The organism is Neorhizobium puerariae (assembly GCF_042429745.1).
In the GTDB taxonomy this organism is placed as follows: Bacteria; Pseudomonadota; Alphaproteobacteria; order Rhizobiales; family Rhizobiaceae; genus Neorhizobium; species Neorhizobium puerariae.
Genome location: NZ_JBHMAA010000015.1, coordinates 208,093 through 232,862, shown reverse-complemented (window position 1 = coordinate 232,862; position 24,770 = coordinate 208,093). Strand labels below are relative to the sequence as shown.

General features: G+C 61.9%; 32 protein-coding genes, 1 tRNA gene and 1 riboswitch. Of the genes, 23 read left to right on the top strand and 10 right to left on the bottom strand.

The window, feature by feature from the left end:
* The first annotated feature begins 21 nt into the window (after window positions 1-21).
* The gene (locus ACFFP0_RS14435) at window positions 22-522 is read left to right on the top strand and encodes an RrF2 family transcriptional regulator (protein WP_377261859.1); all 501 of its coding nucleotides are present in this window, start codon (window positions 22-24) and stop codon (window positions 520-522) included.
* A 22-nt stretch (window positions 523-544) separates the two neighbouring features.
* Window positions 545-1,006, top strand: a complete 462-nt coding sequence (locus ACFFP0_RS14430) for a carboxymuconolactone decarboxylase family protein (protein ID WP_377261857.1) — start codon at window positions 545-547, stop codon at window positions 1,004-1,006.
* 22 nt (window positions 1,007-1,028) lie between these two features.
* Here the strand turns inward: ACFFP0_RS14430 and ACFFP0_RS14425 are convergent, their stop codons facing one another.
* The 3 genes from ACFFP0_RS14425 to ACFFP0_RS14415 form a co-directional block, all read right to left on the bottom strand.
* On the bottom strand, window positions 1,029-1,673 hold the full coding sequence (locus ACFFP0_RS14425; RefSeq protein ID WP_377261855.1) for a YitT family protein: 645 nt from the start codon (window positions 1,671-1,673) through the stop codon (window positions 1,029-1,031).
* Complete coding sequence (locus ACFFP0_RS14420; RefSeq protein WP_377261852.1) at window positions 1,673-2,326, bottom strand: YitT family protein; 654 nt, start codon at window positions 2,324-2,326, stop codon at window positions 1,673-1,675. The genes ACFFP0_RS14425 and ACFFP0_RS14420 overlap by 1 nt, the downstream gene beginning before the upstream one ends.
* Window positions 2,327-2,430: 104 nt before the next feature.
* Window positions 2,431-3,360, bottom strand: a complete 930-nt coding sequence (locus tag ACFFP0_RS14415) for a class I SAM-dependent DNA methyltransferase (RefSeq protein ID WP_377261850.1) — start codon at window positions 3,358-3,360, stop codon at window positions 2,431-2,433.
* A gap of 139 nt (window positions 3,361-3,499) precedes the next feature.
* Between ACFFP0_RS14415 and ACFFP0_RS14410 the strand changes: the two genes are divergently transcribed.
* Genes ACFFP0_RS14410 through ACFFP0_RS14400 form a run of 3 tightly spaced genes read left to right on the top strand, consistent with a single transcriptional unit; the run spans window position 3,500 to window position 5,620 of the window.
* Window positions 3,500-3,766: a DUF6460 domain-containing protein gene (locus ACFFP0_RS14410; protein ID WP_377261848.1), complete on the top strand. Its 267-nt coding sequence runs from the start codon at window positions 3,500-3,502 to the stop codon at window positions 3,764-3,766.
* A 1-nt stretch (window position 3,767) separates the two neighbouring features.
* A complete protein-coding gene (locus ACFFP0_RS14405) occupies window positions 3,768-4,256 on the top strand; it encodes a CAP domain-containing protein (RefSeq protein ID WP_377261846.1) in 489 nt (162 codons plus the stop codon).
* A gap of 2 nt (window positions 4,257-4,258) precedes the next feature.
* Window positions 4,259-5,620, top strand: coding sequence for an MATE family efflux transporter (locus tag ACFFP0_RS14400; RefSeq protein WP_377261843.1), 1,362 nt, complete (start codon window positions 4,259-4,261; stop codon window positions 5,618-5,620).
* On the opposite strand, the gene ACFFP0_RS14395 is transcribed toward ACFFP0_RS14400, so the two are convergent.
* Both ACFFP0_RS14395 and ACFFP0_RS14390 read right to left on the bottom strand, forming a co-directional pair.
* The gene (locus tag ACFFP0_RS14395) at window positions 5,596-6,687 is read right to left on the bottom strand and encodes a quinone-dependent dihydroorotate dehydrogenase (protein ID WP_377261841.1); all 1,092 of its coding nucleotides are present in this window, start codon (window positions 6,685-6,687) and stop codon (window positions 5,596-5,598) included. The genes ACFFP0_RS14400 and ACFFP0_RS14395 overlap by 25 nt on opposite strands.
* Entirely contained in the window at window positions 6,684-7,034 is a 351-nt protein-coding gene (locus tag ACFFP0_RS14390; RefSeq protein ID WP_377261839.1) for a DUF952 domain-containing protein, read from the bottom strand. The genes ACFFP0_RS14395 and ACFFP0_RS14390 overlap by 4 nt, the downstream gene beginning before the upstream one ends.
* A 162-nt stretch (window positions 7,035-7,196) precedes the next feature.
* Here ACFFP0_RS14390 and ACFFP0_RS14385 point away from each other — a divergent pair, with 162 nt between their 5' ends.
* From ACFFP0_RS14385 to ACFFP0_RS14375, 3 genes are all read left to right on the top strand, one after another.
* A complete protein-coding gene (locus ACFFP0_RS14385; RefSeq protein WP_377261836.1) occupies window positions 7,197-7,613 on the top strand; it encodes a hypothetical protein in 417 nt (138 codons plus the stop codon).
* A gap of 88 nt (window positions 7,614-7,701) precedes the next feature.
* Window positions 7,702-8,349 carry a response regulator gene (locus ACFFP0_RS14380; protein WP_377261834.1) on the top strand — a complete coding sequence of 216 codons (648 nt, stop codon included), beginning with the start codon at window positions 7,702-7,704 and terminating at the stop codon, window positions 8,347-8,349.
* A gap of 191 nt (window positions 8,350-8,540) precedes the next feature.
* Complete coding sequence (locus ACFFP0_RS14375) at window positions 8,541-9,206, top strand: S24 family peptidase (RefSeq protein WP_377261832.1); 666 nt, start codon at window positions 8,541-8,543, stop codon at window positions 9,204-9,206.
* 45 nt (window positions 9,207-9,251) lie between these two features.
* Here ACFFP0_RS14375 and ACFFP0_RS14370 read toward each other — a convergent pair whose 3' ends face one another.
* Window positions 9,252-10,136, bottom strand: coding sequence for a transporter substrate-binding domain-containing protein (locus tag ACFFP0_RS14370; protein ID WP_377261830.1), 885 nt, complete (start codon window positions 10,134-10,136; stop codon window positions 9,252-9,254).
* A 95-nt stretch (window positions 10,137-10,231) separates the two neighbouring features.
* Here ACFFP0_RS14370 and ACFFP0_RS14365 point away from each other — a divergent pair, with 95 nt between their 5' ends.
* Window positions 10,232-12,127, top strand: coding sequence for a glycosyltransferase family 2 protein (locus tag ACFFP0_RS14365; RefSeq protein ID WP_377261827.1), 1,896 nt, complete (start codon window positions 10,232-10,234; stop codon window positions 12,125-12,127).
* Between the two features lie 102 nt (window positions 12,128-12,229).
* Here the strand turns inward: ACFFP0_RS14365 and ACFFP0_RS14360 are convergent, their stop codons facing one another.
* The gene (locus ACFFP0_RS14360) at window positions 12,230-12,520 is read right to left on the bottom strand and encodes a hypothetical protein (protein ID WP_377261825.1); all 291 of its coding nucleotides are present in this window, start codon (window positions 12,518-12,520) and stop codon (window positions 12,230-12,232) included.
* 322 nt (window positions 12,521-12,842) lie between these two features.
* Here ACFFP0_RS14360 and ACFFP0_RS14355 point away from each other — a divergent pair, with 322 nt between their 5' ends.
* The 5 genes from ACFFP0_RS14355 (at window position 12,843) to ACFFP0_RS14335 (ending at window position 17,600) form a co-directional block, all read left to right on the top strand.
* On the top strand, window positions 12,843-14,063 hold the full coding sequence (locus ACFFP0_RS14355; RefSeq protein ID WP_377261823.1) for a tyrosine-type recombinase/integrase: 1,221 nt from the start codon (window positions 12,843-12,845) through the stop codon (window positions 14,061-14,063).
* A gap of 80 nt (window positions 14,064-14,143) precedes the next feature.
* Window positions 14,144-14,344 (top strand): helix-turn-helix transcriptional regulator, encoded by a 201-nt coding sequence (locus ACFFP0_RS14350; protein ID WP_377261821.1) that lies wholly within the window; start codon window positions 14,144-14,146, stop codon window positions 14,342-14,344.
* A 130-nt stretch (window positions 14,345-14,474) separates the two neighbouring features.
* Window positions 14,475-14,906: a hypothetical protein gene (locus ACFFP0_RS14345; RefSeq protein ID WP_377261819.1), complete on the top strand. Its 432-nt coding sequence runs from the start codon at window positions 14,475-14,477 to the stop codon at window positions 14,904-14,906.
* Window positions 14,906-16,612, top strand: a complete 1,707-nt coding sequence (locus tag ACFFP0_RS14340; RefSeq protein ID WP_377261817.1) for a DNA primase family protein — start codon at window positions 14,906-14,908, stop codon at window positions 16,610-16,612. The genes ACFFP0_RS14345 and ACFFP0_RS14340 overlap by 1 nt, the downstream gene beginning before the upstream one ends.
* Window positions 16,613-16,856: 244 nt before the next feature.
* On the top strand, window positions 16,857-17,600 hold the full coding sequence (locus ACFFP0_RS14335) for a hypothetical protein (protein WP_377261815.1): 744 nt from the start codon (window positions 16,857-16,859) through the stop codon (window positions 17,598-17,600).
* Here ACFFP0_RS14335 and ACFFP0_RS14330 read toward each other — a convergent pair.
* Window positions 17,569-17,796, bottom strand: coding sequence for a hypothetical protein (locus ACFFP0_RS14330; RefSeq protein WP_377261813.1), 228 nt, complete (start codon window positions 17,794-17,796; stop codon window positions 17,569-17,571). The two genes, ACFFP0_RS14335 and ACFFP0_RS14330, sit on opposite strands and share 32 nt — an antisense overlap.
* Before the next feature lie 240 nt (window positions 17,797-18,036).
* Here ACFFP0_RS14330 and ACFFP0_RS14325 point away from each other — a divergent pair, with 240 nt between their 5' ends.
* The 7 genes from ACFFP0_RS14325 to ACFFP0_RS14295 all read left to right on the top strand — a co-directional run bounded on the left by ACFFP0_RS14325 (window position 18,037) and on the right by ACFFP0_RS14295 (window position 21,388).
* Entirely contained in the window at window positions 18,037-18,579 is a 543-nt protein-coding gene (locus tag ACFFP0_RS14325) for a hypothetical protein (RefSeq protein WP_377261811.1), read from the top strand.
* A 2-nt stretch (window positions 18,580-18,581) separates the two neighbouring features.
* A complete protein-coding gene (locus tag ACFFP0_RS14320) occupies window positions 18,582-18,869 on the top strand; it encodes a hypothetical protein (protein WP_377261809.1) in 288 nt (95 codons plus the stop codon).
* Window positions 18,866-19,450, top strand: coding sequence for a hypothetical protein (locus ACFFP0_RS14315; RefSeq protein WP_377261807.1), 585 nt, complete (start codon window positions 18,866-18,868; stop codon window positions 19,448-19,450). Before ACFFP0_RS14320 ends, ACFFP0_RS14315 begins: the two co-directional genes overlap by 4 nt.
* Entirely contained in the window at window positions 19,450-20,118 is a 669-nt protein-coding gene (locus ACFFP0_RS14310) for a hypothetical protein (protein WP_377261805.1), read from the top strand. The genes ACFFP0_RS14315 and ACFFP0_RS14310 overlap by 1 nt, the downstream gene beginning before the upstream one ends.
* A gap of 10 nt (window positions 20,119-20,128) precedes the next feature.
* Window positions 20,129-20,728: a GNAT family N-acetyltransferase gene (locus ACFFP0_RS14305; protein WP_377261803.1), complete on the top strand. Its 600-nt coding sequence runs from the start codon at window positions 20,129-20,131 to the stop codon at window positions 20,726-20,728.
* Entirely contained in the window at window positions 20,725-21,048 is a 324-nt protein-coding gene (locus ACFFP0_RS14300; protein WP_377261801.1) for a hypothetical protein, read from the top strand. Before ACFFP0_RS14305 ends, ACFFP0_RS14300 begins: the two co-directional genes overlap by 4 nt.
* Window positions 21,049-21,136: 88 nt before the next feature.
* The gene (locus ACFFP0_RS14295) at window positions 21,137-21,388 is read left to right on the top strand and encodes a hypothetical protein (protein WP_377261799.1); all 252 of its coding nucleotides are present in this window, start codon (window positions 21,137-21,139) and stop codon (window positions 21,386-21,388) included.
* A 100-nt stretch (window positions 21,389-21,488) separates the two neighbouring features.
* On the opposite strand, the gene ACFFP0_RS14290 is transcribed toward ACFFP0_RS14295, so the two are convergent.
* Both ACFFP0_RS14290 and ACFFP0_RS14285 read right to left on the bottom strand, forming a co-directional pair.
* A tRNA-Gly gene (locus tag ACFFP0_RS14290) sits at window positions 21,489-21,562 on the bottom strand.
* Window positions 21,563-21,672: 110 nt separating this feature from the next.
* Complete coding sequence (locus ACFFP0_RS14285; protein WP_377261797.1) at window positions 21,673-22,767, bottom strand: 2'-deoxycytidine 5'-triphosphate deaminase; 1,095 nt, start codon at window positions 22,765-22,767, stop codon at window positions 21,673-21,675.
* Window positions 22,768-22,839: 72 nt separating this feature from the next.
* Window positions 22,840-22,918: riboswitch (SAM riboswitch) on the top strand.
* A 45-nt stretch (window positions 22,919-22,963) separates the two neighbouring features.
* On the opposite strand from ACFFP0_RS14285, the gene ACFFP0_RS14280 reads away from it, so the two are divergent.
* Together ACFFP0_RS14280 and apaG are read left to right on the top strand one after the other, a co-directional pair.
* Entirely contained in the window at window positions 22,964-24,148 is a 1,185-nt protein-coding gene (locus ACFFP0_RS14280) for an O-succinylhomoserine sulfhydrylase (RefSeq protein ID WP_377261795.1), read from the top strand.
* Window positions 24,149-24,308: 160 nt separating this feature from the next.
* Window positions 24,309-24,701 carry a Co2+/Mg2+ efflux facilitator ApaG/CorD gene (gene apaG / locus ACFFP0_RS14275; protein ID WP_377261793.1) on the top strand — a complete coding sequence of 131 codons (393 nt, stop codon included), beginning with the start codon at window positions 24,309-24,311 and terminating at the stop codon, window positions 24,699-24,701.
* Window positions 24,702-24,770: the final 69 nt, after the last annotated feature.

Genomic DNA, 24,770 nt, shown 5'->3' with positions numbered 1-24,770 from the left:
TCCATGATTAGGAGACAAACGATGAAACTCGGCGACGGCGTCGAACAGGCGATCCACTGCATGACCATGCTTTCGGGCATCTCCGAAGGGGGCGTGCTTGCGGCGGCCGCATTGGCGGAGTTCCATGGCGTTTCGACGAGTTATCTCCTGAAACACCTGCAAGCACTTTCCGGGGCCAGGCTGGTGGAGACCGTGCCCGGACCGAAGGGCGGCTACCGGCTGGCGAAAAGGCCGGAGGAGATCACCCTGCTTGACATCGTGCTGGCGGTGGAGGGCCCGCAACCCGCCTTCCGCTGCGCCGAAATCCGCCAGCGCGGGCCGAACCCGCTGCCGGGCCGTTATTTCACCCGGCCCTGCGGCATCAATGCCGCGATGCTGAAGGCCGAACGGGCCTATCGCGCCGAACTCGCCAAAGTGACGATTGCGGATCTTCTGGCGGACCTGAAGGCGACGGACGACGGCGGGATCGCCGCCCGCGGCTGCGCCTTCCTCGAAATCCACGAACGCAAAACGGCCCGCTGAGGCCCAACCCAAGGAGAATACCATGAAGACCCGTTTCAACGCCCACAAGGCCGCGCCCGACGCCTACAAGGCCGTCCTGGACCTCGAAAACTACGTCCAGAACTGTGGCCTCGAACGCCGCTTCATCCACCTGATCAAGCTCAGGGCCTCGATCATCAACGGCTGTGCCTACTGCGTCGACATGCATGTCAAGGAAAGCCGCCATGACGGTCTTCCGGAGCAGTGGATCAACCTGATGAGCGTGTGGTGGGAATCGCCCGTCTACGACGAAAAGGAACGCGCCCTGCTGGCCTGGGTAGATGCGGTCACCCGCATTGCCGACACGGGCATTCCGGACAGCGCCTACGAGACGCTACAAGCGCATTTCACCGAAGCGGAAATGGCCAGGATCACCGTGGCGATCGGCGTGATCAACGTCTGGAACAGGCTCGCCGTCGGCTTCCGCTCGCAGCATCCGGTCGACAAGCCGGCAAAGGCCGCCTGACCGGAGGGCTCCCTCAGGGCAGTCAGCGGACGATGTAACGGTCCGTGCGGTGGTTGATGGCGAGCGTCAGGTTCAGCGTCACCGCCGCAAGGATCGAGCAGAGGATGACATAGGGGCTGGCGACGAAGAAGGAGAGCGCCAGCACCAGCCCGTCGAGGCCGAGCTGCACGAAGCCGGCCCGCCAGCCGAACCTGTCCTGCAGATAGAGCGCCAGTATACCGAAACCGCCGAGCGAGGCGCGGTGGCGGAAGAGCGCGAGCATGCCGGTGCCGAGCAGCAACCCGCCGAACAGCGCCGCGGCGACCGGATGGATATGATCGAAAACCACTGCTCCGGGCAGGATTTCCGTCAGGCCGGAGGTGAGTGCCACCGCCGCGAAGGTCTTGAGCGTGAAGGCGGGACCGAGCCGCCTGTAGGCGACCCAATAGAACGGCAGGTTGAGCACGAAGAAGACGAGGCCGAAGCTCAGGCCCGTCGAATAGCGGATCAGGAAGCCGAGACCGGCGGTGCCGCCGATCAAAAGCCCCGCCTTGGCGAGCATCGTCACGCCCAGCGCGGCAAGCATGCTGCCGGCGGCGATGCCCTGCACGTCCTCGACCGGCGAATGCCTGTGCGAACTGGAGGACCAGAAACCGAGCGGACTTTTCTTCACGGAAGCATCCGCCATCAGCGCACCACGATGTATCGATCCGAGCGATGGTTGATCGCCAGGAAGAGGTTGAGGACGACGGCGCCGACCACCGACCAGACCACGGTCATGGGACTGACCACCGCGAAAGCACAAAGCATCACGCAGAGATCGAAGGCAAGCTGGATGAGGCCCGCCTGGATTCCGAACCGGTCCTGGATGTAGATCGCCAGGATGCCGACGCCGCCGAGGCTCGCCCGGTGGCGGTAGAGCGCCAGCAGGCCGTAACCGAGCAGCAGGCCTCCGAGCAGCGCCGCCCAGAAGGGGTGGAGATAGTCGATCAGGAAGAAACGGCTCTCGATTTCGGAGATCACCGAGACGAGGCCGATGGCGACGAAGGTCTTCAGCGAGAAGCCGAGGCCGAGCCGCCGGAACGAGAGATAATAGAACGGCAGGTTGACGATGAAGAACAGCAGGCCGAACGAAATCCCGAACGCATAGTGCAGAAGGAATGCGACGCCCGCGGTGCCGCCGGTCAGCAAACCGACCTTGTTGAGGAAATAGAAGCCGAGCGCGGCGACCATGGCGCCCGTGAACAGCCCCTGCGCGTCCTCCAGGGTCGTATGCTTCGATGGATCGATGCTGTAGAAGCCAAGGCTTCTCTTCTGAACCTGCTTCGGCTGTCCAGCCAACGTCTGCCCCTTTTGTTTCAGGTGATATTGCACTGCAATAAAACCGTCATCAAGGGCATTCAAGCGGCGTCGGGCCGGCGCGGAAAAAAGCAAGAAACGATCCGTCAGGCGGATTTGCGCGACAGAAACAGAATGCCCCGCACGGGTTTTCCGGCATCCATGCGAATGACCGTCCTTTCCAGCCCGAGGAGGTCGAGGCCGAAACGGGCGAGAAGCGAGCGGATAAAGGCCTCCGAATGGGCATAACGAAGGGAATCCCGCAGCACGAACGTCCCTTCCTCGCCGGCATCCTCGACCGAGAAGGCGAAGAAGCCTCTGGGAGACAAAAGTCCGGCGACCAGGGGAAAGACGGTCTCCAGCGAGCCGAGATACATCAGCACGTCGGCTGCGGAGACGAGATCGGCGCGATGGCCGGGAAGGCGGTCCGCAAAGAGACCCGATTCCTCCGCCGCGAGGCTGAGATCCGACTGGCCGAGATGATCGTAGATGCCCTTGGCCTCTGCCCTGGCGAGCATGTTGAGGGAAAGGTCGAAACCTTCGAGACGCGTCGTCTTTCCGCGGATTTCGGCGCCGAAGAGACCCGTGCCGCAGCCGAGATCGACGGTGCAGCCGAACGGCGCATGCGGCGCGACCAGGGCCGCGAGCTTGCCGGGAACCGAATAACCCAGCTTCTCGACCAGCGCGGTGTCGAAACGGTCCGCATAGTCGTCGAACAGGCCTTCGACGTAACGGCTCGGCGGCCGGTCGGGCGTCTCTTCCACGCCGAGGAGCGCAAGCTTCAAACGCGCGCCGAAGACGTCGTCGGGCTGTAGCGCCAGCGCCTGCCGGTACGCATCCCCGGCAGCCTCGATCCCTCCCTTCTCGCGATACTCGCCGAGCCGGAACCAGCCGGCGGCCCAGCCGGGCGCGATCTCCAGCGCCTGTTCCATCAGTTCGGAGGCCGCCGCGAAATCGCGGCCTTCCGCCAGCATGCGGGCATAATCGGCGCGGCGGTCGGCGATCACGTCGCCGGAGGAAAACTGGCTTGGCAGCATCGGAACGGTTCCTGAAGGTGCGGGTTCTTCGCCGAAGCCACAAAAAAACTCAAGTTCTATCCAAGTGGAATTCGGAGAAATGCTTGCGGCCGAGGCGGCTGCCGACTATCTCTCAAACGCAATTCGGAGAAGGACAGGAATGGCGGACGGGGTCAACAGGTTTCTGGGCGATACGCCGGGTCGCACGATCGTGAAGCTCATCGTCGTGTGCCTGATCGTGGGCTTCGTGCTGGCGTTCTTCGGCTTCACGCCCGACAATATCGTGGACAATATCCGCTATTATGTCCTCGACCTCTGGTACAACGGCTTCCGGGCGCTCGGAAGGGTCGGCGACTATATCCTGCTCGGCGCGATCATCGTCATCCCGATCTTCATCGTCCTGCGCATCCTGAGCTACCGGCGCTGAGATGGCCGCTTTCCAGATTTCCTCCCGCCGGGGGTTCCTCGTGTTGTCCGGCATGGGCCTCATCATGGCCGGCTGTTCCACCACGTCGGTTCTGACGCCGACCGCGGACGCGGAGGACGAAACCGAAACGGCACTGCCCATGGTCAACACGCTGCGCCGGAACCGCGGCCTTTCCTCGCTGGCGCTCGATACGCCGGCGCGAAAGGCCGCCGCCTACCAGGCGGCGCGCATGGCCAAGGCCGACGAGATGAAGCACCTGATCGGCTTCGGCGACGATTTCGGCGCCAGGATGAAGAAAAACGACGTGGTGTTGCCCGCGGCCGAGAACATCGCGAGCGGCCAGAACACGGTCGAGGCCGCCGTGAAGGCCTGGATCGATTCGCCCAAGCACCTCGAAAACATGCTCGGCACCTACAAGGGCCTCGGGGTCGCCATGGCCCGGACATCGGCCGGCGCCCGGCCCTACTGGGCCATGGTCCTGTCGGGCTGACCATGGACGGCCGGGGGGACATCCAGAGAGGGGAAGAACGGGTCAGGCCATTCGAGGTTACACACCGGCTGGTGCTCGGGATCGCGATCCCGATGACGCTCGGCTTCCTCACCACGCCGCTCCTCGGCCTCACGGACACCGCCGTCGTCGGCCATCTCGGCAGGCCGGAAGCGCTGGCGGGACTGGCGATCGGCGCCATCCTCTTCGACCTGATCTACGGCAGCCTCAGCTTCCTGCGCACCTCCACCACCGGGCTCGTGGCGCAAGCCTTCGGACGCGGCGACCGGCGCGAGCAGCAGGCCGTGTTCTGGCGGGCGCTGCTCGGCGCATTCGGGCTCGGCATCCTCATGCTGGCGCTTTCGCCGCTGATCCTCGCCTTCGCGCCGGACCTGATGACCAGCGAGCCTGCCGTCGCCGCCGTGACGCGCCAGTATTTCGGCATCCGCGTGCTCACGAGCCCGGCGACCTTCGCCAATTTCGCTATCCTCGGCTTCGTGCTGGGAAGGGGCCAGGGCGTCACCGGCCTCATCCTGCAGATCATCCTCAACGGCACGAACATCGCGCTCGCCATCCTCTTCGGCATCGTTCTCGGCTGGGGCGTGGTGGGTGTCGCCTGGGCGACCGCCATGGCGGAAACCGTCGCGGTGGCGATCGGCCTCGTCATCGTCAGCCGGCAATTTTCCGCGGCCGACAGGCCGAAACGTGCAGAACTCTTCGACCCCGCGAAGCTGAGGCAGCTCTTCCAGCTCAATGCCGACATCCTGATCCGCTCGCTCATCCTCAACAGCGCCTTCGCGCTGCTGACGCGGGTGGGATCGGGTTTCGGCGCCGTCACGCTGGCAGCCAATGCCGTGCTGATGAACATCTTCATGCTGTCGGCCTTCTTCCTCGACGGGCTGGCGGGCGCCGCGGAACAGCTTGCCGGCCGTGCCGTCGGGGCGCGATACCGGCCCTCCTTCGACCGGGCACTGAAGCTCACCGGCCTCTGGTCCTTCGCGATGGCCGCCATCGCGGGGCTGTTCTTCATGGCCTTCGGCGAACCGATCATCGATCTGCTGACGACATCCGAAGAGGTGCGGCGGGAGGCCCATACCTACCTGGCCTGGGCGGCGCTGACGGGGCTGACCGGCGTGCTCGCCTTCCAGATGGACGGCGTTTTCATCGGCGCCACCTGGTCACGCGAGATGCGCAACATGATGCTGGTGTCGTTTGCGGGCTATTGCGCCAGCCTTGCCCTTTTCGTGCCGCTGATCGGCAATCACGGGCTCTGGCTGTCGCTCAACCTCTTCCTGCTGATACGCGGCTTTTTCCTGGCGGCCATGGTGCCGCGCAAGGCGCGTCAGAGCTTCGTGTCCGCCCAATAGTCGAGGCGGCCGTCGCGCAGTTCGCGGATCGACGAGACCTTTTCCCGGTCGAGAAGCGCGGACAAGCCCCGGACGATCGTCGCGGCAAGGCCCGGCCCTTCATAGACCATGCAGGAATAGAGCTGCACGAGATCGGCCCCGGCGCGGATCTTCTCCAGCGCATCGCCGGCGCTGCCGACCCCGCCGACGCCGATGATCGGCAGCTCCGGGCCGACGCGCCTGCGCACCTTCGCAAGAACCGCCGTCGCACGCCTTAAAAGCGGGGCGCCGGAAAGGCCACCCGCCTCCCTTGCCTGGGCCTGGTCCTTCAATCCATCGCGGGCGAGCGTGGTGTTGGAGACGATCAGGCCATCGAGCGGATGGGAGATCGCTTCCGCCGCAATGTCGTCCAGCCCCTCCTCGGTCAGGTCGGGCGCGATCTTCAGGAAAACAGGCACGGACCTTCCATGGCGCAACGCCTCTTCGGCGCGCGCGGCCAGCACCGCATCCAGCAGCGCCTTCAGGCTGTCGCGCGCCTGCAGGTCGCGCAGGCCCGGCGTATTGGGCGACGAGATGTTGACGGTGAAATAGGTGGCGAGGCCATAGAACTTCCGGATGCCCGCCACGTAATCGGCGACGCGATCGGCCGAATCCTTGTTGGCACCGATATTGACCCCGACAATGCCGGGTGCGCTGCGGCGGGCGGAAAGGCGCGCGAAGGCGGCCTCGTGGCCTTCGTTGTTGAAGCCGAGCCGGTTGATGACGCCCCGGTCTTCCACCAGGCGGAAGATGCGGGGCTTGTCATTGCCGGTCTGCGGCTTCGGCGTCACCGTGCCGATTTCCGCAAAACCGAAGCCGAGCCTCAGGATGGCATCCGGCACCTCGGCATTCTTGTCATAACCCGCGGCAAGGCCGACCGGGTTCGGAAAATCGATGCCGGCGACGGTCTGCACCAGACGCCGATCGGCCTGCACCCGGCAGGCGGGCACGAGACCGGTTTTCAGCGCGGCGACCGAAAGGCCGTGGGCGGTCTCCGGGTCGAGCAGGAAGAGGCTGCGGGAGGCAAGGCCCGCGAACGGACCGATCATGGCATTTTCTCCGGGAAGGCATGGAGGCCATCGGCGCCGATCAGGAGCGGCATTTCCCAGAGCACCGCCGAGAACGGCAGCGTTCCATAGAGATGCGGAAAGAGATCGCCGCCGCGCGAGGCTTCGTATTTCAGCGCGTCGCCGAGCAGCGGCGCGTTGACGGCCACCAGCACGAGACCGGCGACGCCGGCAAAATGCAATCTGGCCGTCTCCTTCGCCTGAACTCCCGTGGAGAAATGAATATAGCCATCCTTGAGGTCGATCCCCGCACCTTCGAAGACTCTCTTTTCCTTCGCCTGGCGCCAGAGTGTTTCCGGCACGATCTTGTACACTATATCCGTCATCATGAACTCTCGGGGATCTGTTATGATCGGAGCGTTAGCCGCAAAGCCCGGCACTTGTCCACCTCAAAGGGCCTTGTGCGGCGCGCTTTGGGTTGTTGTTTTTCGCACGCCGCCGTTCCCTCCGGCTCCGCACCCGCGGGCGGCGTGCTCCAGGAGGACCAGAAGATGAAGGTCTTGGCACTATTGACCGTGGCGTTGGCCATTCCGGGCACCGCCCTTGCCCAGCAGCCGCAGCAGCCGAACCGTTTCCAGCTCGAACGGACGGAACACGGCATCGTCAGGCTCGACACGCAGACCGGCGCGATGACGCTTTGCCGCGACGAGAACGGCACGCTCGCCTGCCGCATGCAGCCGGATGAAAGGGCAGCCTACGAACAGGAACTCGACCGGCTCGAAAAACGCGTCACCGCGCTTGAGGAGCGGGCGGCGGGCCAGACGCCGCCGCCGAAGGCGCTTCCCACCGACGAGGAAGTGGACCGGTCGCTCTCGATCATGGAGCGGTTCATGCGGCGTTTCATGGCGATCGTGGGCGAATTCGTCGACCAGCGGGAAGCCGTCAAGCCACAGCCGAACCGTACGTGAAACCACGCACTTGTCTCAGCCTCCCGAGAGGTTTACAACTTCCCGAAGGCAATAAAGGCACGACTATGCTCTGGGAGGGGGCGTGGGAATGCAGACACTCACAATCATCATCGCAGACGACCATCCGCTGTTTCGCGGCGCATTGAGCCAGGCAGTCCGGGGGATTGCCGGGGAACTCGTCATCATCGAGGCCGGTGATTTCGAGGCCGCGCGGCATGCCGCCGAACAGAATCCCGAAGCCGACCTGATGCTGCTCGATCTCGCCATGCCCGGCGTGAGCGGTTTTTCCGGCCTGATGTCGCTCAGAGCCGAATTTTCCGGCCTGCCCATCGTGATCGTTTCGGCAAGCGACGACGGCGCCACGATCCGCCGGGCCCTGGAACTCGGAGCCTCCGGCTTCATCTCGAAATCCTCCGGGCTCGACGATATCCGCGCCGGCGTCCAGGCCGTGCTGGAGGGCGACATCTGGGCTCCCAAGGGCGATCTTTCGGCGCCGGAGGAAGACCCGGGGCTTGCCGAACTCATCGACCGGCTGAAGACGCTCACCCCGCAACAGAGCCGCGTGCTGGCAATGCTCGGCGAAGGCCTGCTCAACAAGCAGATCGCCTATGAACTCGGCGTCTCCGAGGCGACCATCAAGGCGCATGTCTCGGCAATCCTCCTGAAGCTCAATGTCGACAGCCGCACCCAGGCGGTCATCAAGCTCAGCAAGATCAACATGGCGCTGGTGGCTTGACACGGATGCGCGGAGACAGGATTTTATTCCTCTCCGCTCTTTACGTGAGACCGTGGCTCCGTTAAAATCAGGGATGTCCGCGCAGGCCTGCCGACCGCTTGAAGGCCGCGCGAAGAGGTTTTTGATCGAAGGGTGCCGCCGAGCGCCGGTTTCATCCGGCTTGTCTTGTGCGCCGACAGGGTACGGGCAAGATGCTGTCACATGAAACCATCTGGAGCGCGATCGACACGCTCGCCGAACGTCATCAACTGACCCCGTCGGGGCTCGCCCGGCGAGCCGGCCTCGACCCGACGTCCTTCAACAAATCCAAACGGCTCGGGCCGGACGGACGGTTGCGCTGGCCTTCGACGGAATCGATCGCCAAGGTGCTGGAGGCGACGGGGGCCACCGTCGACCAGTTCATGAGCTACCTTCCCGCCTCGGCCGGCCGCTCGGCGCTTCCGGACGGCAATTTCCCGCCGCAGGGCGGCACGATCCCCCTGCTCGGCTTTGCCCAGGCCGGTGCGGGCGGTTTTTTCGACGACGGCGGCTTTCCGGCCGGCCAGGGCTGGGACGTGGTGGAATTTCCCGTCGACCCGTCCCGCAAGGCCGGCGTCTACGCACTGGAAGTGCAGGGCGATTCGATGCTGCCGCTCTATCGCGACGGCGACGTGCTGATCGTCGAACCGGGCGCGCAGGTGCGGCGCGGCGACCGCGTGGTGCTCAAGACCAAGGAGGGCGAGGTCATGGCCAAGGTGCTCGCCCGGCAGAGCGCGCGCACGGTGGAACTCCTCTCCCTCAACCCCGAACATGCGAACCGTGTCTTCGACCTTTCCGAGGTGGACTGGATGGCGCGCATCATCTGGGCAAGCCAGTAAAAAGAACAGGTAGGAAAGAATTCTCAGCTCCGCGCGGTCACGCGGTCAGTAAAGGCCGTTCGGGAAATAGCGCAGGTAGATATCCTGCAGGCGGCCGTTGCGAGAGAGCATGCCGAGCGCCTGGTCGAAAGCGGCCACAAGGGTCGGATCGCCCTTGCGGAGCAGGACGGACAATCCCTCACCCAGGAATTTCTCCGAAACATAGGGTCCGTCGAAAAGCGCGCAGCATTTTGCCGCGGCCTCGCCCGCCACCCAGAAGGGCAGCCTCAATCCATCGGAAAAGACCGCGTCCACCTTGCCCGTCTTCAACGCTTCCAGCATTGCATCGTAGCTGTCGAAAGGGATGGCGGTCACCTTCGGGAAGAAGGCCTTCAGCATCAGTTCATGAGCCGTTCCCCCGACGACACCGACCGGTTTTCCCGCAAGAGCCGCGGCCGTGTCGCCGTCGATCTTCGCGCCGAGATTGCGGGCGAAACGGGCCGGTACGCCAAGATAGGGCCGCGAGAAGGCGAAGCGCTTGCGCCTCTCCGGCGTCACAGCGATACCTGCCATCACCGCTTCGCCGGCGCCGCTTTCCAGCGCCTTTTCCAGCTCGTCGAAGGGCAGCACCTGGATCTGGCATTTGGCCTCGATCTGCAGTTCGGCGCAGATTTCGCGGGCGAGATCGACGTTGAAGCCAGCGAGCCGGCCCGTCTGGTCGGCAAAATTGAACGGGGGAAAATCAACCGTCGTGAGAATCCGCACCCGCATGACGGCCGAAAGATCGGGCCGGGAGAGCCGCTCGCGCGTGTCGAACGTCAACGGCAGCGTGCCCTCCCCGTCCGCAGCCCTTGCCGGAACCGCAGTGGAAAACAGCATGCCCGCCGCAAGGCAAAGCTGCAGAAGGTTGAAGAACCCCTTGATTTTCGGGGATGCAATCACAAGACGCATCGCTATGATCCAGATCGGGACAGGTTGGGGCGTCCGCTTGCGGGCGGTGTAGCAGAGTCATGCGTCTAGGGGAATATCCGCCGGCGGCATCGCCGGTGCAAGATGATGCGCGGCAGGCGCCTGCTTCACCGGCAACCGCGATCGCAGATCATATCCATGGCCATCCGGCAGATCCGGAGCTCACAGCACTTGCCGCACTCGGCTTTTCCAAGCCGCTGCTTTCGGCACTCGCCGACAGGGCGCGGCAGAATGGAACCCGTATCGAAAGCGAGCTGCTGCATAGCGGCCTGATCGACGAGACCGCCTATTACGGCGCCATGGCCCGCTTCCTGCGCCTGCCCTTCGTCGAGACGATCGACGCAGCCCTGGTGGCCGACACGCCGATGCTCGATACGCAATTGCAGCGTCCCTGCCAGATCCGGATCGTCCATCGACACCGGGCTCCACAGGTGGCGGTGGTGCCGGAAGCGGGCAGGCTTGCCCATCTCGGGGCCGCTCTTTCCGCCATGCCGGCGCTTGGCCGGGAGCTTGCGATCACCACGCCCTCGGCGATCCGCCGGGCCGTCTGGAAAGCGGGCGCCGGACGGCGGGTGCGCGAGACCGTCACGGAACTCTTCGATTGCTTTCCCGCCTTTTCCGCGCGCATCGTCCTTGCGGGAAACCAGGGCTTTTATGCCGGGCTGGGGCTTGCCGCCCTCATCTCGGCCTTCATCGTCATGCCGCTCACGACGCTTCTGTTCGCGCATGTGCTGCTGTCGCTCGTCTATCTCGCGTCGCTGATCCTGCGGTTCACGGCCTTCACCCGGCAGCAATTCGGGCCTCCTGCCCCGCGCCTCGTACTGCCCCGGGACGGCCCCCTGCCCCGCTACACCGTGATGGTGGCGCTTTATCGCGAGGCGGCCGTGGCCGAGCAGCTGATCGCCAGCCTCGCACGGCTCGACTGGCCGCACCCGCTGCTCGACATCAAGCTTGTCTGCGAAGCGGACGACGAGGAGACCCTTGCGGCGCTGAAGGCCCTCTGTCCCGGCCCCCATTTCGAGATCGTGGAAGTGCCGCCTTCGAACCCGCGCACCAAGCCCAAGGCGCTCACCTATGCGCTTGGGGCCGCGCGCGGCGAATTCCTGGCGATCTATGACGCGGAGGACAGGCCGCATCCGCAACAGCTGCGGGAGGCGTATGCGCGCTTCCGGACGTCGCCGGCGGAGCTTGCCTGCCTGCAGGCACCGCTGATCATCACCAACGCCAGGGAATCCTGGATCAGCGCACTGTTCTCGCTGGAATATTCGGGCCTCTTCCGCGGCCTGCTGCCGATGCTCGCCAGGACGCGGATGCCGCTGCCGCTCGGCGGCACGTCCAATCATTTCCGCACGGAAGCCCTGCGCGCAGCCGGCGGCTGGGACCCGTTCAACGTCACCGAGGACGCGGATATCGGGCTGCGCCTCTACCGCCTGGGCTATCGTTCGGACATCATCACCCGCCAGACGCTGGAGGACGCGCCGACGAGGATGAGCGTCTGGATGGGCCAGCGCAGCCGCTGGTTCAAGGGCTGGCTGCAGACCTGGCTGGTGCTGATGCGCAACCCGCACCGGCTGGCCCGCGAAATGGGACTTCCGGCCTTCGGCATCTTCCAGCTGATGATCGGTGGGATGCTGATCTCTTCGCTCCTGCACCCGCTGATCATCGTCTTCATGGGAATCGGCCTCCATTCCATGCTGCAGGCGCCTGCGGGTCACATTCCCGCCGGAACGTTTTCCCTCTTCGTCATCGACAGCGTCAATATCCTCGGCAGCTACCTGATCTTCCTGGGGCTGGGCATGGGATCGATGATCCACTACGAAAAGAGGCTGATCGGCTGGCGCTGGATCGGCGTGCCGCTCTACTGGCTGATGACCTCGGCCGCGGCATGGAGGGCGGTGCTGGAGCTGCACTCCCGCCCCTTCTTCTGGAACAAGACGCCCCACAAGCCTGTCGGAAGAAACAACGAAACCTGACCGGTTGCGATGCCTGCCGCCGGACCGGGCGCTTGCCCCGGTTCCCGATCATGGGCCGCAAGGCAGGCCGCGCCTGCCCTGACGGTTCGGGTCCGGCCTCAATCAATGAATGGCGCGGCTCACCATCCGATAGGGATGGGCGGCGTTGAATTGCGAGATCATGGCGCTTGCCTGTTGCAGCATCTGCTCGGCCATGTCCAGATCCTCGCGCGCCAGTTCATTGGCATTGATCCGGATCGCCTCGGCCATATTGCTCGACAAGGCCGCGAAATCGCGGTTGCCCTCGACAAACGCTTCCTGCGCGGTCCCTTCGAGAACCTGCGCAATGTCGACGAAAATCTCTTCGCGTTCATCGACGCTGAGATCACGGAATGTCTTCTTCATCTGTTCCATAATAGCCACCCACCAAAGGTCGTTGTGACAAGACCGGTCTCATCAAGCCCCGGCATCTAACAGTTAGGAACGGGAAAAGTGCCGTTCAAGACCCCGGAACGGGCGGGAGCATCGACGCCAAGGAACGATGAAGGACATGGAGCGGGTGAAGCGCACAGACTAGAACAATCAGAAATTCTCACTCGTTATCAGCCGTTCTATTTGGTCATCCAGAAATTCAGAAATCCTGAAAAAATAGGGGTTTTTGTAATATTACGTTGTCACGGATCATCATCCCTTCTACCTTAGCTGTGTAGATAGAAGTGTGTAATGGATCTGGGGCATGGCACGGGAAAAGTTGAGCGCGGTTCATGTCAGGCAATCGCCTGCTGGCAAATACGGTGACGGCGGCGGTCTCTGGCTATTGAAGTCGGGCAAGGACACGGGAAGCTGGATGCTCCGTGTCGCCGTTCACGGCCGGCTGCGACACATGGGGCTCGGCTCAATTGCTGACGTATCGCTCGCTGAGGCGCGCGTGTCTGCGGCCAAGTGGCGGGCGGTAGCGCGTGACGGCCGCGATCCTGTTCAAGAACGGGAGCGCCAGCGTCGGGACGCCGCTCGGAACCTTCACCTTTTGGAAGACGTGGCGCGTGATGCGTTCGAGGCTCGCAAGGCCGGATTGAGAGGCGATGGCAAGGCGGGTCGGTGGTACGGGCCGCTTGAGAACCATGTGTTGCCGAAGTTGGGCAAGACGCCCGTAGCAGATATCGATCAGATCTTGATCCGCGACACCTTGCGGCCAATCTGGAAAGCCAAGGCTTCAACGGCAGAGAAGGCTATCCAGCGGCTTGCGATCGTCATGAAGCACGCGGCGGCTCTCGGATATGCCGTTGATCTCCAGGCATGTGCAAAGGCGCAGGCGTTGCTAGGCGCGCAGGGCCATGAAGTTCAGAACATTCCGTCTCTACCGTGGGCAGAGGTGCCGGCGTTCTATGCGTCGCTCAATGACGGATCGGCAACGCATCTGGCGATCCGCTTCCTGATACTGACTGGCCTGCGATCGGCTCCGGTTCGGTTGGCTCGCCTCGATCACATAGAGGGCGATGTGCTGACGGTCCCGGCAGACCTGATGAAGGGGCAAAAGGGCAAGGCGTCCGATTTCCGCGTCCCGCTCTCGGCCGAGACACTTGAGGTTATCGAAGAGGCGAAACGCCAATCCCGCAACGGCCTGCTATTCGCAAGCCCGCGCGGCCTTGCCCTGTCAGACATGACGCTCAGCCGGCTTATGCAGCGCCGTGAGATGGAAGCCCGCCCGCACGGGTTTCGCTCAAGCCTGCGAGTGTTTCTCGCGGAGAAGGGATGCCCTCGCGACATTGGCGAAATGATCTTGGCGCATTCCGTCATGGGCAAGGTCGAGGCGAGCTATATGAGATCAGATCTTCTGGACATCCGGCGCGGCTGGATGGACCGTTGGGCGCGGTTCGTGACCACGGGCAAGGATGACGCTCAAGCCGACGTGCCGACCACAGGTCAGCTTATACAGATGCAAGCGGGCGCACGGTAAAAAAATTCGCGAGGGTATGAACTCACAACAACCATTGGCGAGGAAACTTAACGTCATCTGATACGAAAGGAAACGTAAGGATGACGTTCGCACACACCGACCCACTGCTTACCGACAATGAAGCCGCTGCAATTCTTGGCATTTCCAAGCCGACGTTCTGGCGCTGGAAAAGGCTCGGCCAAATCCCTGCTCCCGTGAAGCTGGGAGGCCTGAGCCGTTGGCCACAATCCGAAATCCTTGAAATCATCAACAAGGCCAAGGCCGCGCGCGATGTGGCCTGAAACGAGAAAACCCACGGCTGGCACCATGGGTTTCTCAAAAACTTCAATGCGGCAGTGAAGCTACATCAACGATACGAGCGTTGTAATTCTAGCAACAAACACTGCCCTCCGCAATCCTAAGAGGGCAACAATGCAATATACACCGAATTTCCCGCGCACTGTTTCTGGCGCAGATTGGCGTTCACCGCTCGATCACCCTGAGCTTGAGGCGATAGGGAAGCGGGCCGATCATCTGTATCGCAATTTCAGCCTGAGCGAAGAACATCGTGCCCGTATGCTCCTGAGCTATGGGCGGTTGGTCGAGGCGGAGAAGACCGTTAGCGCGATAATCGGTGAGAGCCGATTAAACGATCCAGGCGCAAGACCAACCAAACCAGTTTCAGGAGATGGCTCGCAGGGCGAAAAGATCGCCTCGGCCATCGGCTTTGCCTTCCGGTTTCAGGAGTGGCTTGTCCGCCTTGAGGATCTTTACGGCGTCACTGCTTGGCGCATCTTCGGCCAAGTTCAAAGCCGCGACAACGAAACTGATGATGCAATTCCTCACCCTGGGGAGGATTTCTGATGGGGTATCTCTTCTCTGATTGGGAGGCTGGAGAAACGCCTCCCAAGGGCTGGGATTGCGCAAACGCTATAGAGGATGGCTGGGATAAAGCATCTTTGGAAGCCTTCATGAAAGCGACCGTCCGCCCATGGACCCCGCCAGCCGACAAGGCCGCTGCAAAACCCGCTGGTGCGCCTCACTCTTCTGCCGGGAATACCGACCGCACAGCCACGCCAACGCCTGCCGACGACGCGACGCCGCTCGCGTTTAAACGGCCTCGGGCGGAGGAGGCAATTATTCGAGATGGGCTCAAAATGGCGCGTGATGCAGCGGGAAGGCCCGTCCTCGATCCTCGCGACCCTATGCCCTCCGCCCGTGCCCTCGTCGTGGATCGCTTCACGGATCAAGGGTTGCGTACGGTGCATCATTATCGTGGCACCTTCTGGCGATGGGATAGCGCGTGCTACCGCGATGCAGACACAGACAGTACGCAAGCGCAGATTTGGAACTATCTCGACAATGCGCGCCGCTATGGGAAGGAAGGGGAAGTAATTCCATTTCAACCGAACAAGGGCGAGGTCGAGAATGTCGTTGCTGCATTCAAGGCTGTCTGCAATTTGCCGGCCAGCACAGAGGCTCCGGCTTGGCTTACGGACGGCAACGGGAAGCCGACGCCGGGCGAACTGCTTCCGGTGTTGAATGGCCTTCTGCACCTGCCAAGCGGGCGCTTGTTCTCTCCATCCCCGGCATTCTTCTGCCTCAATGCATCCAGCGTTTCGTTCGATCCAGATGCGCCGGAGCCCAAGGAGTGGTTACGGTTTCTTGAAATGATCTGGCCGAACGATCGGCAGTCGATCGATGCCCTACAGGATATTTTCGGATATCTGCTTTCACCGGACACGTCGCACCAGAAGATACCGCTGATCGTTGGGCCAAAGCGTTCCGGTAAAGGCACAATCGCTCGCATCCTCACCGCGCTTCTCGGTCATGCGAGCGTGACAGCCCCCACCCTTGCCAGCCTCGCAATGAATTTCGGTCTTGCCCCTTTGATCGGGAAATCGGTCGCCATTATTGGTGATGCGCGTCTGAGCGGAAAAGCCGACCAGTCCGCGATTGCTGAACGGCTTCTCTCGATCTCAGGCGAGGACAGCATCACGGTTGATCGGAAGTTTCAGGCGGCATGGACCGGCAGGCTTGGAGTGCGCTTCGTTATCATGTCGAACGAGCTTCCTCGCCTTTCAGCTGCGTCCGGCGCGCTGGCCTCGCGCTTCCTAGTCCTGACCATGACCAATTCCTTTTACGGCAAGGAGGATCGCGGGTTGGGCAATCGCCTGATCGATGAGCTTCCCGGTATTCTGAATTGGGCAAGGGAGGGATATTTGCGGCTTAGGAAGCGGGGATGTTTCGTACCGCCCGACAGCGCGCAAGAAGCGGTGGAAGAACTGGAAGCTCTCGGATCGCCTATCGCTGCCTTCGTCAAAGCATGTTGCACTGTTGCCCCAGGACAACGGATATCTGCGGGCGACATATTCGACGCTTGGCGTGATTGGTGCGAGGCGAACGGACGTAGAGAAGCGGGCACCGCTCAGAGCTTCGGTCGCGATCTGCGCGCCGCCGTGTCCGGTCTGCGCGTCACACAGCCTCGCGTTGGCGGCGTGCAACTGCGATACTATGAGGGAATAGCGCTACAGGACCGCTCGCCCCGTAGGTCCGATCCTGATTGGTGAGTGCCGCGAGAAGGCTGATCGAAATTGAGGCTGGTGATCGTCACCGGCCTTTTTTGTGCCCGGACTGACACGCTGACACGCGATGACACGCGTGTTTCCTACCATACGCATGCGAGAATAAATGTGGATTATATACAGGGGTATAAGGCTAGAATATCTATGGGGAGTACAATGCACTGATACGCGTGTCATCGCGTGTCACCTTGTTTTCGTTGTCCAAAACACAAAACGGCAATCTTCTCCCATGATCGAAGAACTGACCGCAATAGCTGACGGCATGGACGCTCTGCTCCCGTTGTTTAAGGACAGCAGAATGGAAGGGCTGATCCTGCCGACAGAGCATTCCGCAAACTTCAAGGCTCTGGCTATCGAGGCGAAATCCATCATTGACGGCGAGTTGGGCCATGCGAACGAATTTTCGTTGAACCTTGTTCACGCCGTAAATTCGGGCGCTGGTGGCTTCTTCGGCGGGCCTTCTTATGCTTCGGTTCAAGAGGCCTCCAGCATCGTCCGCGCTGCCGTTCGCGGAATTCAGCGCAAACGAGCCAAGCCTTTGCCGTCGCCGCCCGGCGTTAAGCCATATGTCGATCACGCCCGGATCGCCGCACTCCAAAGCATGGGAGCGAGTAGCTGGGATTTTTCTCGGCTTGTCGAACTCTGCCGGGAAATCAACGTCGCTGCCGCGAACCGATGCCATATGTCCACGGCGATGCTGCTGCGGACGATCCTCAACCACGTTCCTCCTGTCCTAGGCTTCGCCACGTTTGCAGAAGTCGCGAGCAACTACGGCGGGCCAAAGACGAACAAGTCGTTCAAGGGCAATATGCAGCGGCTGGAAACATCACTCCGCAATATCGCTGACATGCACTTGCATTCGCCCATCCGGCAACGTGAGGACGTTCCAACGGCGGTGCAGGTACATTTCGCCGCTGATCTGGACGTGTTGCTTGGCGAGGTCATTCGCGTCGGAAAGCCGGCCGGCGCTTGATCTGCGCTCCGATCATTCGCCGCGTCGCGGCCTCGTGTTCCACCAATGACTGTTCGGCCTTGGCGGCGATCGTCGCATTTGATGAGCCTGTGAGACGGCGCAGCACCTTCACGGCCATTCTTGTGTCCCGACCCTGGGCGCGGCGCAGGAAATAGGTCGCGCTCCAGAACTGTTTTGCGTCATCCGCAAAGCTCATAATCGCCTGCGTTCCCTCTTAAATCTGGAAAATACATCTGGTCAGTGGTGACGCCAACCATTCGGCGCGTACCTTCAACTTGAAAATTAGCCGGGGTTTTTCAAGTTGGACACGGAACCATTACACGAACACGGTGGAGCGCGTGAAGGCGCTGGGCGGAAGAAGGGCCGGCCCTCGTTGCGCCGGGCTGCGGATGCGATCGCGGAAGTAGCTACGGCGTTTCCGTCGTGGAGCCCTGTCATGCACTTCGCAACAGTCGCGAACGATGAGAGCTTGCCAGCGGATGTGCGCCTAGACGCGGCGAAGGCTGCGGCTCAGTATCTCCATGCCCGTCCCAAGCCGGTCGAGATGGAGCCGGATGCTCTGGTTGAACTGGAAGGCCGCGTAGCTCGCGCTCGCCTTGAAGCACAGGCGGAAGTGCTGGACGCCAATCCTTCGCTCTCCGACCGTCTTGCCCGCGCGATGACAAGAACCGCTGAGGATGTCGCGCTGATGGCGGCAGCGCGGCCGGTCGTCCTTAACGTCCAGCCTTCATCCGTAGAAAGCAAACAGAATAACAAACACGACGCCGTTTCCCCCTTGTCGGCGTCGCGTAGGGAGCCGGAGCCTGAGAAGCCGGATGAACGCACTCAGGCTCCCGCAACCTCTGCCTCTGCTGATTGGGTGGAGAAGCCCGCCGCCGCTGAGCCGTATCGGCCGCTTCTAGCATGGCCAGAGCCCGCACCGTCCGTCAGCGTTGATTACGATCCAACGCATGGCTCTTACGATCTCGAAAGGAAATGAGAATGGCAATTGACCCTGCCCTTTACTCTGAATTGAACGCCACTGCCGCAACCTGCCAGACGGCATATGACGCATTCCTCGCATCCATCCCGGCGTACAATGCCGCGCACGATGCCATGCGCAAAGCTGTCTTGGACGCCGCGCCCGGCGTTCCTTTGGTGCGCGCCGGCACCGGCGAACCAGCTACGAATTTTGCCATCAACGCTCTCATTACCGGCCAGCCCTTCGACTTCCTTGCCGCCGTCGAAAACGCCTGGGGAGAATATGCAGCACAGGAGGCTGGAGAATGAAAATGGTCAACTCCATTGATATCGCGGAAAAGCTCGCTGCGCTCGATAACGCGCTGTCCGACGCGGAAGCCGATTTTGATCGCAACGCCGCCGAGGCCGTCGCAGGCGTCGAGGGCGCAGGCAGTGAAGCCGCTGCCGCAAATGCGCGGATCGAGCGCCTCAAGATCGAACAGAAAATTCTCCAGCGCGCCCAGACCAAAGCATTAAAGCGTGAGGCAGAAGCCAAAGCCGCCGACGAAGCCCAGGTTCGCGCCCAGCACGTAAGCGATGCAGGAGAGGCGGCGGTGTTGCTGATCTCTCAGGCTGAGCTTGTTGATAGCCTCACCGATCGGCTGGCGGTCGCCATCACCGATCTCGCCCGGCTTGAAGGACAAGTTCGTTCGTCGCTCGCCGCCGCCCGCCAGCTACCCGATGAAGGCGTTGTCGGCAGGAAGGGGATATCCGCGTTCGCCCTCGATCGCGTCAATGCTTTGGCAAGAGGTACACTCATTCGCGTCAGCGACCAGCGCACCATTGCCGACATTGCACGCATTGGCTGGCGCTTCCTGCTCAAAAACGACAGCGAAACGGAGGCCGCGTGATGGCTGATCTCGATCCTGCTCACCTCTTATTCCCTACGGACGCACCGGCGAAACCGGCCGCGCCAGCTGATAACGGGCTCCGACCGCCGACCCTTACGCCAACGTGGACTGTCAAGGCTCCTGCGCCGGCCGCGCCTCCTCACCGCTCTGCCGGTCAGACACCTGCCGATCCGGCTGAGATGTTGTTTGGGGAAGAAGCTCGCAAACCATCGGAAAAGGCCGGCCAAGACTTCTTGACGGATAGCAGCGGCAAATTCGCGGAGGTGGTGGCATGCATGGACCAAGCCGTTATCGAGGCGTTCAGTGAAGGCGACAGGCCACGCGGAGAAGCCCTCAAGCTCGCAAGGGACGCGATCATTGATGATGCGATCGATCACGGCACTGACAAGCAAACCGTGAATGAAGCGTTTGCGGCTCTGCAAGAGGTGAATAAAGCCAGCTTCGGCGATCTGAGCGAGGAACAGCTTGCGGCGTCGTACTCGGCGGGCATGGCTGCTGTGCAGGCGGCGAGCATTTCCGACGATGATCTCAACGCCGCTCGGGCTTTCATCCGCGACATGGAAGAGATCGCCCCCGGCACAATCGCCAGCCTGGAACGGCGTGGGGCGGGAAATGACATTCGCATCATCAAGAAGGCTGTGGCTGAGGCCCGTCGCCGTGGCTACTGAGTTGAGACATATGAGAATTAGATCACTCACACACTTCAACGACCGTGCCCAGGCGGTAGATTTCGCTCTTGGTCACATCTCACACAACATGCCAAGAGAGCAGCGGATCAAGGCAGCGGCGGCTTATGGCAATTTCGCATGCCCGATCTTCTCTGTCGAAAACGCTGATTGTCCAGATGAGCAATCTGGCCTTGCGACGGACAGTGAGGCAACCGCACCGATCTATGCGATCAGCATTGACGATAATTTCATTGCGGTTGCTGTCTGCTCAGTGCGAACCGAACATTTTCCGCTGCGGCTTTCGATGCTCGCTGTCCATCCTCACTTTTCCGGCAGGGGCTTGGCGCTTGAACTTGCGAGCCATGTATTCGCGTCCGCGCCGGTTGTGATGGGCGCGGTGGAAAAGCCAGCCTTCAAGCGGCTGTACCGCAAAGCCGGGGTGACATGTTGGATGCGTGTCGGCGGCAGAGATGATTACTGGATCGGCTCAACACAGCCCTTTCCGCAGCCGTTGCGATATGGCGTGCCTGTGGTTGATGACGTTGAGCAAACGTTATTGCGCCATGGTATGACCCGCATGGTCGGTGACCTCTTGGAGGTAACGCAATGACTGCCTGCCCATGCTGCCGCGCTCCAGTAAACGTGCCCGATCTTTACGATCTTGTTGATGAGCGGGGCATAACCGGCCACGCTCTGCTGATTTTAGAGGCGCTTTGGGACGCTAAGGGCGCGCGAGTTATGTCAGATGTCTTATTCGACGCTATGTTTGCGGATGACCCGGATGGGGGGCCTTCGCCCAACCGGTGCTACATCTCAATGCGGCTGGCGATTGAAGAGCTTGACCGGCTGCTGGCTGGCTCGGGCGTGGCTGTGGTGAGCGTCGGTCACCGGAAGGGCTATCGGCTCAATCTTACCGGCTTTGACAGCTGATATCTCTCTCCGTAACCCTGTTGATGACCCACGATACTCGTATTTCGCCGTGCCGGCCGGCTTGGCTATCTTGTGAGGACGCCTAGCGATGACACAGAATGACGACGCCGACCTGATCGCCTTGGGCCGGAAGCTGGATGCAGCCCGCCGCGTCTATGACGCAATGGTGCAAGCGATCCCAGATGATGTCTCACCGGACACTGAGAACGCCGCGATAGAAGCGGCTGCGGTCCCTGTCGCTGCTCTCGCAAATCAGATTGCCACGATGACCGCGACGGCCGATGAAGCTCATGCGGTCAAGGCGCGCGCTCATTCGTTCCTTGCCGGTCAGCGTGCTTGATTGGCTTTCCCACCAGCGTTCGAACTGTGCAATCAAGTGTGTAATAGGACGATGACGAAACTCCTAAGTAACTGAAATTGCTGCGTTTTTTGAGATAAAATGGAGCGGGTGAAGGGAATCGAACCCTCGTATTCAGCTTGGGAAGCTGCTGCTCTACCATTGAGCTACACCCGCAGAACGCAAACTGCCCGAAAGAGGAAACCCGCTTCGGGGCAAGGCATGCGCAAAACGATGGCCTGAGACTTCCAACAGAAGAGGCGGCCTGTCAAGCGGCCCTGGCGCGCTCAGACGCGAAAATGCTTGGAGAGCTTCAGGCCCTGCGCCTGATAGTTCGATCCCATGCCCGCGCCATAAAGTCCTTCCGGTCTTTTCAGCATATGCTCGTAGACCAGACGGCCGACGATCTGGCTGTCCTCCAGGATGAAAGGCACCTCGTGGCTCCGCACTTCGAGGACCGCGCGGCTACCCCGCCCTCCGGCCTCTTCATGGCCGAACCCCGGATCGAAAAAGCCGGCGTAATGGACGCGGAATTCGCCGACCAGCGGATCGAAGGGGGTCATCTCCGCGGCGTAGAGCGGCGGCACATGCACCGCCTCGCGCGAGACAAGGATGTAGAATTCGTCCGGATCGAGGATCAGTTCGTTGCGGCCGCGGCTGTAGAGCGGCTCCCAGAAATCGAAAATGTCGTGCTGGGCCTTCTTGTCCACATCGACGACGGCCGTGTGGTGCTTGCCGCGATAACCGATGAGGCCGTCCTTGTCGCCGGCAAGATCGATCGACAGCGCGATGCCGCCGCCGGTGACATTCGGCTGCTTGGCGGCGACGAGGGTTTCGTCGCGATGAAGCCGCAGCAGCTCCGGCTCGCCGAGCAGCGCGTTGCCGACCCGGAACCGGATCTGCGACAGGCGCGAGCCGCGCCGCACGACGATCGGGAAGGTGCGCGGAGAGATTTCGAGATAGAGCGGACCGGAATAGCCGGCCGGGATCTTGTCGAATTCCTGCGCGTAATCGGTAATGACGCGGGTGAAGATATCGAGCCGGCCGGTGGAGCTTTTCGGATTGGCCGACGCCGACATGTTGGCCGGCAGATCGAGCTTCTCCATCAGCGGAACGATATAGACGCAGCCGGTTTCGAGCACCGCGCCTTCCGAAAGATCGATCACATGCAGTTTCAGCCTGTCGAGCTTGTCGGAGACGAGGCTCGTGGGACCCGGCATGAAGCTTGCGCGGACGCGGAAGGCTTTCGCGCCCAGACGCAGGTCGAGGCTCGCCGGCTGGATCTGATCGTGATCCAGCTCGCGCTCCGAGATCAGCCGTCCATTTTCGAAAAGCGCCGCAATCGCGCGGTCCGCCAGAATGCCTGTTTCGCGAGCCATCATGTCTCTTCCGTATTTCAACGCGACAAAACCAAATCAGAGCCATTGACGCAAGCCGAGAGCAGGCGTATGGCAGCTTTATCCCGTGGTGATTTGGCCGGTCGGCTTGCAGCCACGTTAAACAAGTGGCTAAAAGGACCGGGTGCGAAACCGGTCTGCTTTTTGCGACCGGTTTTTTTGTTTTGGAATGGGGACTAGCATGACAAACAAATGGCGCCCGGCAACCCAGCTCGTTCACGGCGGCACGCTGCGCTCGCAATATGGCGAAACCTCGGAAGCGATCTTCCTGACCCAGGGCTTCGTCTACGACACGTCGGAAGCGGCCGAAGCACGCTTCAAAGGCGAGACGGACGGTTTCATCTACGCGCGCTACGGCAGCCCCACCAACGACATGTTCGAAAAGCGCATGTGCGCCCTGGAAGGCGCCGAAGACGCCCGCGCCACGGCTTCCGGCATGGCCGCCGTCACCTCGGCCATCCTCTGCCAGCTCCAGGCCGGCGACCATATCGTCGCGGCCCGCGCCCTTTTCGGCTCCTGCCGCTGGGTGGTCGAGACGCTTGCTCCCAAATACGGCATCGACTGCACGCTGGTCGACGGCCGCTACCTGGAAAACTGGGAAAATGCGATCACGCCGAAAACCAAGGTCTTCTTCCTGGAAAGCCCGACCAACCCGACGCTCGAAGTGGTCGATATCGCCGGCGTCGCCAAGCTCGCCAACCAGATCGGCGCCAAGGTGGTGGTCGACAACGTGTTTGCGACGCCCCTCTTCCAGAAGCCGCTGGAACTCGGCGCCCATATCGTCGTCTACTCGGCGACCAAGCATATCGACGGCCAGGGGCGCTGCCTCGGCGGCGTCGTGCTGTCCGACAAGGCCTGGATCGACGAGAACCTGCACGACTATTTCCGCCATACCGGCCCAGCCATGTCGCCATTCAACGCCTGGACGCTGCTGAAGGGCGTCGAAACGCTGCCGCTGCGCGTCAAGCAGCAGACGGAGAGCGCCTCGAAGATCGCCGATTTCCTGGCCGAGCAGAAACAGGTCGCGCGCGTCATCTATCCGGGCCGCAAGGACCATCCCCAGGCCGACATCGTCGCCGGGCAGATGAAGGGCGGCTCGACGCTCGTCGCCTTCGAGCTGAAGGGGGGCAAGGAAGCCGCCTTCAAGCTGCAGAATGCGCTGGAGATCGTCAGGATCTCCAACAATCTCGGAGATTCCAAGAGCCTGATCACGCATCCGGCCACCACGACGCACAAGAACCTGACGGACGAAGCACGCGCCGAGCTCGGCATATCGCCCGGCACCCTGCGCCTTTCCGCAGGCATCGAGGACACCGAGGACCTGCTTGAGGATTTCGCCAGGGCGCTTTCCGGCATCTCCGCCTGACCTGACCAGCCGATATGGTGAATCCGGTGTAACCGGATTCACCATATCGATTATCCCTAACTTCAAGAAACGCTCACACTCGCTTGTTCAAACCGCGAGAATTCTTGACGTTTCAGCGACCCTGTACAATATCGGATCGAGACCACTCCTGAGGTGCCGCATGTATCGCGCCCGGACAAGAGACATCGAAGTCGCCGTCGAGCCCTATTATCTGGAGGAGCAATCCAATCCGGAAGAGGGCCGCTATGTCTGGGGTTATCACATCGTCATCGAGAACCATTCGCCCGTCACCGTCCGGCTCGTCCATCGCTACTGGCACATTACCGACCAGAACGGCGTGGTGGACGAGGTCGACGGCCCCGGCGTCGTTGGCGAACAACCACGGCTGAAGCCCGGCGACTCCTATGAATATTCCTCCGGCTGCCCGCTCGACACCCCGTCCGGCATGATGTTCGGCCATTACGACATGCAGACCGACGAGGGCGAGACCTTCAAGGTGACGATCCCCGCCTTCTCGCTCGATTCACCCGGACTGCTTCGCGTTCTCAACTGACCCATCCGGCCGAAGAACCGATAGGTTATGGGCCTTGTCGGTTTTTCTATTTGTTGCCCCCCTGCTTCT